The organism is Streptomyces sp. NPDC047081, from assembly GCF_040643775.1.
Classification (GTDB): domain Bacteria; phylum Actinomycetota; class Actinomycetes; order Streptomycetales; family Streptomycetaceae; genus Streptomyces.
Map to the genome: position 1 here is coordinate 18,153 of NZ_JBEYUY010000014.1, position 13,571 is coordinate 31,723.

A 13,571-nucleotide genomic window follows, 5' to 3' on the forward strand; every position below is an offset into this window, starting at 1 on the left:
CTTTCCCGTTCCTCTCAGCCGGCCAGGCTGAAGCGCTCGAAGTGGGTCTGCTGCTTGGGCACGCCCAGGTCGGCCAGGGTGCGCAGCACCGCGCTCATCATCGGGGGCGGTCCGCACAGGAAGACGTCCCGGTCGGCGATGTCCGGCACCAGCCGGATCAGTTCGCTCGGGGCCAGCTTGTCGGGGACCGGCGGGCCGGTGACCAGGTGCAGTTCGGCGCCCTTGGCCGCGGCCAGCTCGCGCAGCTCGTCGTAGAGGACGGCGTCGCGTTCGCCGGCGACGCGGTAGATGACGACCGCGTGGCCCTCGATGTCCTCCAGGAGGGCGCGGATCGGGGTGACGCCGACGCCGCCCGCGATGAGCAGGGACTCGGGCTTCGTTCGGTGCAGGGTGGTGAAGGCTCCGTAGGGGCCCTCGGCGAAGACGCGCGTGCCGACCTTCACATGGCGCAGGGCGGCGCTGCCCTCGCCCGCCGCCTTGGCCGTCAGGCGCAGGCCGCGGCCGTCGGGGGCGGCGGAGAGGGAGAAGGGGTTGGCCTGCCACCAGCGGTCGGCGGTCAGGAAGCGCCACAGGAAGAACTGGCCGGCCTGCGCGGGCAGCTTGTCGAGGTCCTTGCCGGTGATGTGGATCGAGACGACGTTGTCGGACTCGGGGACGACGGCGGAGACGCGGAACTGGTGGCGGGTGTTGCGCCAGAGGGGCAGGACCAGGCGGCCCAGGACGACCGCGCCGAGGGCGACGGCCCACACGCCGTACCAGTACGTCTTGGCGGCGGACGAGGACGTGAAGGTCGTACCGACCGCGACCTGGTGCGTGAAGGCGAGGACGACCGCCACGTACGTGTACAGGTGGATGAAGTGCCAGGTCTCGTAGGCGAGGCGGCGGCGGGCGTAGCGGGCGGAGACTGCGCCGACCACGAGGATGATGCCGAACGCGACGATCGCGCGCAGGACGCCTTCCGTCGTCTCGGCGAGGTCGACGAGCTCGCTGATCGGGCCGACGCCGGCGCCGTCGGCGTACCCGAAGGTGATGAAGACGGCGTGGCCGAGCAGGGTCCACAGCAGGGCGAAGCCGGTCCAGCGGTGCCAGGAGGTCAGCCGGTCCATGCCGATGCGGCGGTCCAGCCAGGGCAGCCGGGCCACCAGCACCAGCTGGAAGGCCATGACGAGGGCGCCGTACAGGCCGAGGAGGCGGCCGATGACGATCAGGGCGTTCGAGGCGGCGAAGCCCGGCTGGGCGAAGAAGTAGGCGACCACGGCCGCGTTCGCGGCGAGCACGGCGTACAGGCCCGTGCGGGCCACCACCCTGGGGCGTATCGCCGTGGGGGGCGCAGGGGGTGATTGGACGGTCGTCACGGGACGGCAGCTCCTTGATCGGGTCCTGGGTAACCGAGCTTCGCCGGTGGGAGCTGTCGAGAACCTGTCGGACTACTTACAACTCATTATCGATGTGCTTGCTGTGCGCCCGCCCACCTGGCCGGGGCGGCGGCGTGAAGCACTATGGGCGGGTGGAAAAAGTACGCCTCCTCGTCGTGGACGACGACCCGCCGATTGCCGATCTCGTCGCGACCGTCGCCCGCTATGAGGGCTGGGACGCGGTCACCGCGAACTCCGGCGAGGAGGCGCTCCGGCTGGCCGGCGAGTTCCACCCGGACATCGTGGTGCTCGACCTGATGCTCCCGGACGTGGACGGCTTCGGCGTGCTCGACCGGCTGCGGCGCTCGGGGAAGATGGTGCCGGTGGTGTTCCTGACCGCGCGGGACGGGGTGGCCGACCGGGTGGCGGGGCTGACCCGGGGCGGCGACGACTACCTGGTCAAGCCGTTCGCGGTGGAGGAGCTGATGGCGCGGCTGCGGACGGTGCTGCGGCGCAGCGCGGGCCCGGGTTTCCAGCGGTCCGTGCTCCGGGTCGCGGACCTGACGATGGACGAGGACACCCGCGAGGTGCGGCGCGGCGACAAGCTGCTGACCCTCACCCCCACCGAGTACGAGGTGCTGCGCTTCCTGATGCGCAAGTCGCCGACCGTGATGACCAAGGCGCAGATCCTCGACCACGTGTGGGAGTACGGCTTCGGGGGCCGCTCGAACGTCGTGGAGCTGGTCGTCAGCCGCCTGCGCCGCAAGCTGGACGACACGGGTGAGCCGCTGATCCAGACGGTACGGGGCTTCGGTTACGTCATCCGGCAGGCGGCGGAGTGATCGGGCGGCTGCGGCGGGCGTACCGCGGTATGCGGCTGGGCACCCGGCTGGCGCTCGGCCTGGGCGCGCTGGCCCTGGTGGTGTTCGCCGTGGTCGGCACGGCCCTGACGACGTACATGCGCGACTATCTGTCGGCGCAGCTCGACGACCAGCTGGGGCTCGCGCAGGTCGCCCAGTCCAAGTCGATCGCGGAGAACGGCACGCTCCAGGGCAAGAAGTACTACCGCTGGTACTACGCGGTGTACGACGTGTCGGGCGGCAAGGCGGTGCTGCGCAAGCCGGAGGACGCCGGCGACCTGCCGTCGGACATCGCGCCGCTCACCTCCCTGGCCACGGCGCAGGCGGCCGCGGAGAAGGAGATGCTGCGCACCGCGCACATCAGCGGCGAGGGCGAGTACCGGCTGCGGGCCTGCGAGGTGGAGCCCGGGGTGGTGCTGGTCAGCGGCGCTCCCACGGACGACATCGACGACACGGTACGACGCCTGATCACGGTCCAGGTCGTGGCCTTCGGTCTGGCCCTGCTCGCGCTGGTGGTGTTCGGGCGGCGGATGCTGCGCCGGGGCCTGAACCCCCTGAGCGACATGACACACACCGCGCACGGCATCGCCTCGCACGACCTCACCGAGTCGGCGGCCCGGCTGCCGCTGCGCGCCGACGAGCGGGGCGGCGGCCCGGAGGTCGAGGAGCTGCGCACCGCCTTCAACACGATGCTGGAGCACATCGACAGCTCGCTCGCGGTCCGCGCGGAGGCCGAGCAGCGGCTGCGGCGCTTCGTCGCGGACGCCTCGCACGAGCTCCGTACCCCTTTGATGTCGGTACGGGGTTACGCGGACCTCTTCCAGTACGCGGCTGCCAACGCCCCCGAGGAACGCGACAAGCACCTGGCCCGCCTGCGCGCCGAGGCCGCCCGCATGGGCGTGCTCCTCGACGACCTGCTGCTGCTCGCCCGCCTGGACGCGGCGGAGGTGGACGCGCCGCTGCGCCTCCAGGACGCGGACCTGGTGGAGCTGGCCGGGGAGGCGGCCGCGGCCTTCCGCGCGAGCCACCCGGACCGCCCGCTCACGGTCACGTCCGGCCCGGCCTCCCTCAAGCTGCGCGTGGACCCGCACCGCATACGCCAGGTCATGGACAACCTGCTGACCAACGCGGCCGTGCACACTCCGGCCGGCACGCGGGTGTCCCTGACGGTCGCCGAGGAAGGGCCCGCGGCGGTGGTCCGCGTGGAGGACGCCGGCCCCGGCATCCCACCCGCTGACCGCGAGCGGGTCTTCGACCGCTTCTACCGCGTCGACAAGGCCCGCAGCCGCGACCGGGGCGGCAGCGGGCTGGGCCTGGCGGTGGCGAACTCCTTGATCCGCGCGCACGGGGGGACGATCGAGCTGAGCGGCGGGCCGGGTTCGACGGTGTTCACGGTGACGCTGCCGCTGCACGCCCCGGCCTGAGCCACGTTCCGCTCGCTCACGGCAGCGGCTGCTCCGTCCAGATCACCTTGCCCTCCGGGGTGTACCTGGTCCCCCAGCGCTCGGTCAGCTGCGCCACCAGGAACAGGCCCCGGCCGCCCTCGTCCTCGGTGCGGGCGCGGCGCAGGCGCGGGGACGTGGCGGAGCCGTCGGAGACCTCGCAGATCAGGGCGCGGTCGCGGAGCAGGCGGAGCTGGACGGGGCCGGTGGCGTGGCGGATGGCGTTGGTGACGAGTTCGCTGGCGACCAGTTCGGTGGTGAAGGCGAGGTCGTCCAGGTGCCAGGCGGCGAGCTGTTCGGTGACCAGGGTGCGGGCGCGGGAGACGACCGCCGGGTCGCTGGGCAGGTCCCACTGGGCGACCTGTTCGGGGCCGAGGACATGGGTGCGGGCGACGAGCAGCGCCACGTCGTCGGCAGGCCGGGCGGGCAGCAGCGCGTCGAGGACCGCCTCGCAGGTGTCCTCCGGGGCCCGGCCGGAGACGGCGAGTACGGTACGCAGCTGGTCGAGTCCGGCGTCGATGTCCCGCACCCGGTCCTCCACCAACCCGTCGGTGTAGAGCACCAGTTGGCTGCCCTCGGCGAGCTCCAGCTCGATCGTCTCGAAGGGCATGCCGCCGAGGCCGAGCGGTGGTCCGGAGGGCAGGTCGACGAACTCGACGGTGCCGTCGGGGTGGACGACCGCGGGCAGGGGGTGCCCGGCGCGGGTGAGGGTGCAGCGCCGGGACACCGGATCGTAGACGGCGTACAGGCAGGTCGCGCCGACGATGCCGGAGTCGGCCTGGTCGCTGTCCACCTCCCAGCCCTCGCCCCGGTCGAGCCGTCCGACCAGGTCGTCGAGGTGGGTGAGGAGGTCGTCCGGGGGCAGGTCCAGGGAGCAGAAGTTGTGCACGGCGGTGCGCAGCCGGCCCATGGTCGCGGCGGCGTGCAGCCCGTGTCCGACGACGTCCCCGACGACGAGGGCGACCCGCGCGCCGGACAGCGGGATCACGTCGAACCAGTCGCCGCCGACGCCGGCCTGCGCGGGCAGATAGCGGTAGGCGGCCTCTACGGCGTTCTGCTCGGGCCGCCCCTTGGGCAGCAGGCTGCGCTGCAGGGCGAGGGCGGTGTTGTGCTCGCGGGTGTAGCGGCGGGCGTTGTCGATGCAGATCGCCGCGCGGCTCACCAGCTCCTGGGCCAGGGAGAGGTCGTCGTCCTCGAAGGGCGCGGGCCGCTCCGAGCGGTAGAAGCTGACCACGCCGAGCGTGGCACCGCGGGCCCGCAGCGGCACGGTGATCAGCGAGTGGACACCGGCGTCCAGGGTTCGCTCCAGCCGCGCCGGATCCTGCGCCCGCCACCCGCCGGCCTCGGCCAGCACCGGCTCGAGCACGGACCGCCGGCTCTCCAGGCTGCGCGCCTGGGGCGTGGTCGCCACGTACTGCACGGTGTCCCCGACCCCCCACAGATGCGACTCCTCGTGTACGGCGCCCAAAGCGACCCGGCGCAGCGGGGTGTCCGCCCCGAGCGGCCCGGGCTCCTCCCCGCGCAGCACCGCGTCCGGCAGGTCCACGGCCACGAAGTCCGCGAACCGGCCGACGCTCACCTCGGTCAGCTCCTCGGCGGTGTGCGCCACATCGAGCGTGGTTCCGATCCGCACCCCGGCCTCGTGCAGCAACTCCAGCCGCCGCCGGGCCAGTACGGCGAGCCGCCCGACGCCGGGCTCCCCGACGAGCAGCAGCCGGCTCTCGTCGCCGCCGAGGACATCACCGACGGTTTCGGGGTGCCCGGGCCCGGGCGGGGCCGCGCTCGGCGCCGGCGGTGGTACGACGGCTCGTACGACGACGGGCACGGAGGCGGCGACAGGGCGCACCCGGAACGGCGGTGCGGGGGCCGCCGTGGCCTTGGTCCCGCCCAACAGCCCGGCGCCGGCGGCCGGTTCCGCCGCCCCGAGTCCCCGCACCCGCGGCCCGCCCAGGATGCGCGCCTCGACGGCGACCCCCAACTCCCCTGCCGCGCCCATGACCTGCCGCCGCAACAGGGTCGCCACCCGGCCGCCCGTCAGCGCGACCTCGTCGAGTGTCTGGGTCGGGGAGGCGATCAACTCCTCGGCGCGCTCGCGCAGTACGGCCAGGTCGATGCGGCCGAGTTCGCCGCCGTCGCGCCCGTCGGTCCGGTGCCGGTCGGCCGGCTCGCGTCCTGCCCGCCGGTACGCGGCGAGCAGGGCCCGCTCCCGTTCCGTGGCCTGTTCGAGGAGCCGGGCCTCGATGCGGTGGGCGGCCTCGCGGACGAGGCGCACCATGGCGGGGTCGCCGTCGTCGCGCAGACAGGTCAGGTCGAGCACGGCCTCGATACGGCCGCTGAGCGGATGCCGCACCGGCGCGCCCGCACAGGCGAACGGCTGAAGGCAGTCGGCGAAGTGCTCCCGCCCGACGACGTAGACGGGCCCGCGTTCGGCGAGCGCGGTGCCCACGCCGTTCGTGCCGACGACCACCTCGGACGCGTCGAACCCGGGCGCGAAGCTCACCGCGTCGAGCCGGTCGAGGAGCCGCGTGTCCGCGCCGAGCCGCTGGATCATCCGCCCCCGCGCGTCGCACAGCGCGATCGCCATGCCCACCTCGGACAGCGACGCGGCCAGCTCCCGCAGTACCGGATCGGCGGCGCTCAGGAAGCCGTCGTCCAGCGTCAGGTCGGGGGCGTAGGGGACGAGCAGCTGATTCGGCCGCAGCCCGGCCGTGCGGCACCGCTTCCAGGACTCCAGGACCGAGCCCCGGACGTCCGACTCGACCCGCGAACCGGCCAGAAAACGCTCATGCGCATCGACGAGTCCGCCGATGTCGTCCCAGGCGACGGACAACACGATCACTTCCCTCACCCGGAGCCGGCCCGGTCGCACGCCGCCACTCGACTCGTCACCGGCGGAGCTCCAAGCTTTTTCACCCTAGACCCGACGTGACCCACACCACAACATCGAACACTTGTGGGCCGTCGGCCTGCTCGATCCCCGTTCGACACCCAGCCCCCGGGCCCTTCCCAGAGATCGCCGCGACGATCTATGTTACCGGTAACATTCAGCTCCATTCCTCGGCCGCCCGGAGTAGCCCGATGCCTCGACCGCACCACCTGCGTGTCCCCGCCCCCTCCGCACCACCGCTCACCGGCCACCTCCCCTTCACGGACGCCCCCGGCGTCTCCGACCCGATCGAGGTGACCAGCCGCTGGCTCACCCGTGGCGGCCGCCCCTGGTTCCCGGTCTCGGGCGAGTTCCACTACTCCCGCCACCCGGCCGACGCCTGGGAGGAGGAGCTGCTCAAGATGGAGGCGGCCGGAGTGACGGCGGTCGCGAGCTACATCGTCTGGATCCACCACGAGGAGACCGAGGGCCGTATCCGCTTCGACGGCGACCTCGACCTGCGCCGCTTCGCCGAGCTCTGCGCCCGCCACGGCCTGGACTTCATCCCCCGTATCGGCCCGTGGTGCCACGCGGAGGTACGGGGCGGCGGCCTCCCCGACTGGCTCCTGGCCCGCGACTGCGTGCCCCGCACCGACGACCCGGCCTATCTGGAGGCCGTACGTCCGTGGTTCGCGGCCATCGCCGGGCAACTGCGCGGCCTCGACCGCGCCCACGGCGGCCCGATCGTCGCCATCCAGATCGAGAACGAGCTCTACGACCAGCCCGGCCACCTCCTCACCCTGAAGCGCATGGCGCAGGAGGCCGGGCTCAGCGCCCCGCTGTGGACGTCGACCGCCTGGGGCGGAGTCCGGTTGCCTCCCGACGAACTGCTTCCGCTCTACGGCGGCTACACCGAGACGTTCTGGACCGAGGCGGACGGCGGCTGGCCCGACACCTGCCGCAAGCACTTCTTCTTCACCCACCAGCGCGACGACGAGGGCATCGGCGCGGATCTGCGCCCCACCACCGTGCGGGGCGGCGAGCCGGACGCCTTCGCGGACCGATTCCCCTGGGCCACCTGCGAGTTGGGCGGCGGCATGGCGGTCGCGTACCACCGGCGGCCGCGGGTGGAGGCCGCCGACATCGGGGCGCTCGGGCTGACGAAGATCGGCTGCGGCTCGGTGTGGCAGGGCTTCTACATGTTCCACGGCGGCACGAATCCGCGCGGCGAGCTGTCGACCTTCCAGGAGTCGCACGCCACGGGCTATCCGAACGACCTGCCCGTCCTGACGTACGACTTCCAGGCGCCGCTCGGCGAGCACGGCCAGTACCGGCCCTCGTACCACGAACTCCGTTTGCAGCACCTGCTGTTGGCGGAGTACGGGCATCTCATCGCGCCCATGGAGTCCGTGCTGCCCTCGCACCGGCCGGACGGGCAGCACGACCGGGACACCCTGCGCTGGGCCGTGCGCTCCGACGGTGCCTCGGGGTTCCTGTTCGTCAACAACCACCAGCCGCACGAGCCGCTGCCGGACCATCCGGGGACGTCGTTCACGGTCGAACTGCCGGGTGGGGGTGGGGTGTTGAGCCTGCCGAGCTCTCCTGTCACCGTCCCTTCCGGTGCGTACTTCTGCTGGCCGCTGCGGCTCGATGTGGCGGGGTTGAGGCTGGAGTGGGCGACCGCGCAGCCCGTGTGCACGGTGGACGCGGACGGCCGTCGCGTGCTGGTGCTGGCCGCGACGGAGGGCGTGCCTGTGGAACTGGCCCTGGACGCGGGCACGTTGGCGTCTGTCTCCGTGCCGTCCGGGGAGGTGTCGGAGGTCGACGGGCGGGTGCTGGTCCGGGGGTTGCGGGTCGGTACCGATGCGCTGGTCGAGGTGGAGACAGTGGGTGGCGGGCGGGTTGGGCTGCTGGTGCTGGATGCGGGGAGTGCGCGCACGCTGTATCGGGGTGAGGCCTGGGGGGCCGAGCGGCTGGTGCTGTGCGGGGACGGGGTTGTGTTCGATCGGGGGAAGGCACGGGTGCACAGTCGTGCCGGGCGGCCGTCGTTCGCTGTGTTCCCGGGTCTGGGGCGGGAGTTGACGGGGGCGGTGCGGGAGGGGGTGGACGGGGTGTTCGCTCGGTACGTGGTCGACGGGGGCGAGGCTCTCCGTGAAGTCCCCGCCCCGTCCGTGACGATGACGCGGGCGGCTGGTGCGGCGCCGGTGGCTGTGACGGGGGTGTCGGGGCGGGCGAGCGTGCCGGCCGACAAGTACTTCGACACGGTGGCGGCGGAGTACCGGGTGGAGGTGCCGGAGGGGCTGCCGGACGGGGCGATTCTGCGGGTGCGGTGGTCGGGGGACGTGGCTCGGGCGTATGTGGGGGATGTGCTGGTCGCGGATCAGTTCTATTCGGGGCGGGTGTGGGACATCGGGGTGGGGCGACTGGGGGCGGGGACGCTGCGGTTGTGTGTGTTGCCGCTGGGGGTGGATGCGGCGGTGTATGTGCCGGAGGGGGCGCGTGAGGCCGCGGGGGTGGCGGCTGTGGTGAGCGCTGAGTGGGTTGTGGCGCGGAGTTGGGTGGTCCGATGAGGGGGGGCGCGGTAGGTGGTGGGCGGGTGCGGGTGTGTTGTGGCTGGTCGCGCCCACGCGGCGGTAGCCGCAAATCAAACACAGCCCCGCGCCCCTTAGGGGCGCTGCCCGACCCCGGCTGAAAGTCATCGGGCCTATGCTGTGGCCCCTGCCGTCAGCATGAATCGCCAGCCTAGGAACCGTCGCCATGACCCCCAGCCCCGCCCCGAAGTCGCGTCGGCGTCGGAACTTCGCGGGAGCACGGCCCGTCATGGAGGACGTCGCTCGGCTGGCCGGGGTGTCGAAGCAGACCGTTTCGCGGGTGCTCAATGAGCATCCCTCCGTACGGCCCGAAACCCGCGAAGCGGTCACCGTGGCCATGCGATCGCTGGGGTATCGGCCCAGCCGCAGTGCGCGTTCACTGGCCAGCGGCCGGACCCGGATGCTCGGAGTCATCTCCTTCGACGCCGCCCGCTACGGGCCCGCCTCCGTGCTCACCGCGATCAACACGGCTGCCCAGGACGCCGGTTACCTGGTCAGTTCCATCGCTCTGGACACGGCCGAGCAGGACACGGTCGTACGGGCCGTGGACCGGCTGTCCGCCGAGGGGGCCGACGGGGTGATCGCGATCGCGCCGCAGCGGTGGGTGGGGCAGGCACTGGCCGAAGCGCGGCTAGACACTCCGCTCGTGGTGCTGGAGAACGACGTCGAGGGCGGCCCGTCCGTCGTCACCGCCGACTCGTGGACCGGCGCCCGCCTCGCCACCGAGCATCTGCTCGGCCTCGGTCACCGCACCGTGCATCACATCGCGGGGCCGGCCGGCTGGACCTCCGCCGACCAGCGGCTGGCGAGCTGGCGGGAGACCCTGGCGGCGGCCGGCGCCGAGATCCCGGAGCCCCTCTTCGGCGACTGGAGCGCCGGTTCCGGCTACGAACTCGGCCGCGCTCTGGCCCGCCGCCCTGACGTCACGGCGGTGTTCGCCTCCAACGACCAGATGGCGCTCGGCGTGCTGCACGCCTTCCACGAGGCGGGCCGGCCCGTGCCGGACGAGGTCAGCGTCGTCGGCTACGACGACATCCCCGAGGCGGCCCATCTGCTGCCGCCGCTGACCACCGTGCGGACCGACTTCGCCGACATCGGCGCCCGCTCACTGCGGCTCCTGCTCAACCTCGTCGAGGGCCACGACGAGCCGACGCCGGTCGAGCCGCTGGTGCCGGTGGAGCTGGTGGTACGGCGCAGCAGCGGGCCCACGCCCTGACACCCTGACGCCACGCCCCATTGAATGATGCATTCAGCATCTCTAGCATCACCCGGTGGATGCATTCACCCTTGGCAATCCCTGGCACCCTTGGCTCAGGAGAATCCATGTCCCCAGCCAGACGTCCATGGCGCCTCGCGGCCGCCGCCCTGCTGCTGACCGCCGGCCTCACCGTCCCCGCCGTGACCTCGGCGACGGCCGCCACTGTGGCCACTCGGCCCCAGGTATGGCCGACTCCCCAGCACATCAGCACGAGACCCGGCCAACTCACCATTCCCGAAAGGGTGGTTGAGGTCGTCGGCCCGAAGACCGACCCCTCCGCCCGCCGCCTCGTCGAATCCGTCCTCCGTGACGCCGGCGCCACCCACATCACCACCGTCGACGCCGGGGAAACAGCACCGAGATCCGCGCTCACGGTCTACGTCGGCGGCCCGACCGAAAACCCGGCCACCGCAAGGGCGTTGAAGCGGCTCGGCGCCAAGTCCCCGGCCGGTCTCCCCTCCGGCGGCTACGCCCTCGCCTCCGGACGCGCCGACGGCCACCCCCTGCTCGCCCTCTCCGGCGCGGACCCGACCGGTACCTTCTACGCAGCCCAGACCCTGCGCCAACTGGTCACGAAACAGGGCAGGTTGCCCCAGCTCACCGTGCGCGACTGGCCCACCGCCGCGCTGCGCGGAGTCGTCGAGGGCTTCTACGGCACCCCGTGGACCCACGCCGAACGCCTCGACCAGCTCGACTTCTACGGCCGTACGAAGCAGAACGTCTACGTCTACTCCCCCAAGGACGACCCCTACCTGCGCGCCCAGTGGCGCGACGAGTACCCGGCCGCCCAACTGGCCCAGCTCAAGGAGCTGGTGGACCGGGCCGACGCCAACCACGTCCGCTTCACCTACGCCCTCTCCCCCGGACTGTCCGTCTGCTACTCCTCCGCGTCCGACATCGCGGCCCTCACCCGCAAGTTCGCCTCGCTGTACGACATCGGGGTGCGGTCGTTCGCGATCCCGCTGGACGACATCAGCTACACGAAGTGGAACTGCGCGGCCGACGAAGCCAAGTTCGGCACGGGCGGTGGCGCGGCCGGTGCGGCACAGGCGTATCTCCTCAACGAGGTGTGGAAGGCCTTCTCGGCCGACCACACCGGCCTCCAGCCCCTGGAGATGGTCCCCACCGAGTACTCCGACCTCGCGGACTCCCCGTACAAGACGGCCCTGCGCGAGCAGTTGGACCCGGCGGTGGTCGTGGAGTGGACCGGCGTCGGAGTGATCGCGCCGACCATCACCACCGAGCAGGTGAAGCAGGCGCGGACGGTGTACGGCCACCCGATCCTGGTCTGGGACAACTACCCGGTGAACGACTACGTCACCAGCCGCCTCCTCCTCGGCCCCTACACGGGCCGTGAGCCGGGAGTCGCGTCCGCCGCGACCGGTGTGACGGCGAACCCGATGATCCAGGGCGAGGCGAGCCGGCTGGCCCTGTTCACCTCGGCCGCCTACCTCTGGAACCCGGCCGCCTACGACCCCCACGCGGCCTTCCTCGCCTCGGTCCGCGACCTCGCCGGACCGAGCGCCGCGAAGTGGCTCCGCGTCTTCGCCGAGAACAACTACTCCTCCCAGCTCGACGCGACCGAGTCCCCCACCCTCACCAAGCTCATCGCGGCCTTCCGCAAGGCCTACGACGAGGACAGCGGCCTCGACCGCGCATCCGCCGCGCTGTCCGCGTACTTCACCGACATGGCGGCAACGCCCGAGCAGTTGCGCGCCCACCTCGCCAACCCGGGCTTCCTGAAGGAGACTTCGGCCTGGCTGGACAAGCTCGGCCGCTACGGCACGGCCGGCCGCACCGCCGTAGACCTCCTGCTGGCGAGCAAGGCGGGCGACACCGACGCGGTCACGACGTACTGGAACCGTCTCCAGTCCGAACGCAAGGATCTGGACGCGATCCCGCAACAGGTCTCCCCCGGCGTGATGGACCAGTTCCTCTACAAGACCCTGCTGGACACGGCCCCCGACCCGGGCGTCGACGCGTCCTTCACGCCGACGTCCCTCACCCTGAAGCCCGGCGCGACGGAACAAGTCACCCTCGACCTCTCCGACCACCGCTCCACCACCGCCCGCACGGTCACCTGGAAACTGACCGCCCCCGAAGGCGTCACGGCCACCCCGACGGAGGGCACAGCCACGATCCCGGCCGGTGGCAGCGCCTCCGCGACTGTCACGATCACCGCCAACGCCACCGCAGGCGTCCACTCCCTCGTCGTCTCCGGCACCGGCATCCTCACCCGCGCGATCCCGGTCCTGACCACCGACGACACGGACACGCCCCACGCCCTGACCGCCAACTTCAGCGGTGCGTCGGTCAGTTCGATCAACCTGAACTCGGGGAAGAGCACGGACATCGCCGTGGGCAACAACCCCGGCGAGGTGATCGCGAGCCCCGACGGCCGTACGGCCTACACCGCCAACCAGGGCTCCGACACAATCAGCGTGATCGACGTGCCGACAGGCAAGGTCACGGCCACGGTCGCGGTGGGCCGGGTCCCGGCCGGCCTGGCCCTCACCCCCGACGGCCACACGCTCTGGGTCGCCAACTACACGGACGGCACGGTCCAGCCGGTCGACACGGGCACACTGAAGCCCGGAACCCCGGTCACGGTCGGCTCCGGCCCGGAGAACATGGCGATCACCCCGGACGGCAGCACGCTCTACGTGGCCAACATCCACGACAACACGGTCTCGCCGGTAGACCTCGCATCGGCATCCGCGGGCACACCGATCCAGGTCGGCCCGAACCCCTTCAACGTGATCGCGGCCCCCGACGGCAGCACGGTCTACGTCTCCAACTCCGGCGGCTCGACGATCACCCCGATCAACACGACAACCAACACCCCAGAACCGACCTACTTGGTCACAGGCCAGGCCTACGGCCTCGCAATCTCCCCCGACGGCCGCACCCTCTGGGCAAGCCCGAGCAACGGCAACACGGTCACCCCGATCGACACGGTGTCAGGAGCCCCGGGCAAGCAGGTCACGGTCGGCAAGTCGGCCTTCGACATCTCCCTGAACTGGAACGGCACGACGGCGTACGTAACAACGGCAGACGAAAACGCCCTGGTACCGATCGATGTCAAGTCAGGCGAGCCAGAAGGGCCCTTCACGACCGGCGCCTATCCACTGGCGGTAACCCTGACGCCCTAAGGGGCGCGGGGCTGTATCAATATGCGGCTCCGCCGCGTGGGCGCGAC

General features: G+C 72.0%; 7 protein-coding genes. 5 read left to right on the forward strand and 2 right to left on the reverse strand.

Annotated elements, in window-relative coordinates:
• Positions 1-14: 14 nt before the first annotated feature.
• Positions 15-1,355 (reverse strand): ferredoxin reductase family protein, encoded by a 1,341-nt coding sequence (locus tag ABZ848_RS25945; RefSeq protein WP_360835699.1) that lies wholly within the window; start codon positions 1,353-1,355, stop codon positions 15-17.
• Positions 1,356-1,507: 152 nt separating this feature from the next.
• Between ABZ848_RS25945 and ABZ848_RS25950 the strand changes: the two genes are divergently transcribed.
• Together ABZ848_RS25950 and ABZ848_RS25955 are read left to right on the forward strand one after the other, a co-directional pair.
• Entirely contained in the window at positions 1,508-2,197 is a 690-nt protein-coding gene (locus ABZ848_RS25950; protein WP_360835701.1) for a response regulator transcription factor, read from the forward strand.
• Positions 2,194-3,639 (forward strand): HAMP domain-containing sensor histidine kinase, encoded by a 1,446-nt coding sequence (locus ABZ848_RS25955; RefSeq protein ID WP_360835703.1) that lies wholly within the window; start codon positions 2,194-2,196, stop codon positions 3,637-3,639. The genes ABZ848_RS25950 and ABZ848_RS25955 overlap by 4 nt, the downstream gene beginning before the upstream one ends.
• A 16-nt stretch (positions 3,640-3,655) precedes the next feature.
• Here the strand turns inward: ABZ848_RS25955 and ABZ848_RS25960 are convergent, their stop codons facing one another.
• Positions 3,656-6,496 carry a SpoIIE family protein phosphatase gene (locus ABZ848_RS25960; RefSeq protein WP_360835705.1) on the reverse strand — a complete coding sequence of 947 codons (2,841 nt, stop codon included), beginning with the start codon at positions 6,494-6,496 and terminating at the stop codon, positions 3,656-3,658.
• Positions 6,497-6,735: 239 nt separating this feature from the next.
• Here ABZ848_RS25960 and ABZ848_RS25965 point away from each other — a divergent pair, with 239 nt between their 5' ends.
• The 3 genes from ABZ848_RS25965 to ABZ848_RS25975 all read left to right on the forward strand — a co-directional run bounded on the left by ABZ848_RS25965 (position 6,736) and on the right by ABZ848_RS25975 (position 13,524).
• The gene (locus ABZ848_RS25965) at positions 6,736-9,093 is read left to right on the forward strand and encodes a beta-galactosidase (protein WP_360835707.1); all 2,358 of its coding nucleotides are present in this window, start codon (positions 6,736-6,738) and stop codon (positions 9,091-9,093) included.
• 250 nt (positions 9,094-9,343) lie between these two features.
• The gene (locus ABZ848_RS25970; protein WP_360835709.1) at positions 9,344-10,330 is read left to right on the forward strand and encodes a LacI family DNA-binding transcriptional regulator; all 987 of its coding nucleotides are present in this window, start codon (positions 9,344-9,346) and stop codon (positions 10,328-10,330) included.
• 107 nt (positions 10,331-10,437) lie between these two features.
• The gene (locus ABZ848_RS25975) at positions 10,438-13,524 is read left to right on the forward strand and encodes a beta-N-acetylglucosaminidase domain-containing protein (protein ID WP_360835711.1); all 3,087 of its coding nucleotides are present in this window, start codon (positions 10,438-10,440) and stop codon (positions 13,522-13,524) included.
• Positions 13,525-13,571 lie beyond the last annotated feature (47 nt).

Bases quoted from the DNA above. Each gene is read 5' to 3' on its own strand.
- ABZ848_RS25970 (WP_360835709.1), top strand. From the start codon at position 9,344: ATGGAGGACGTCGCTCGGCTGGCCGGGGTGTCGAAGCAGACCGTTTCG.
- ABZ848_RS25975 (WP_360835711.1), top strand. From the start codon at position 10,438: ATGTCCCCAGCCAGACGTCCATGGCGCCTCGCGGCCGCCGCCCTGCTG.
- ABZ848_RS25965 (WP_360835707.1), top strand. From the start codon at position 6,736: ATGCCTCGACCGCACCACCTGCGTGTCCCCGCCCCCTCCGCACCACCG.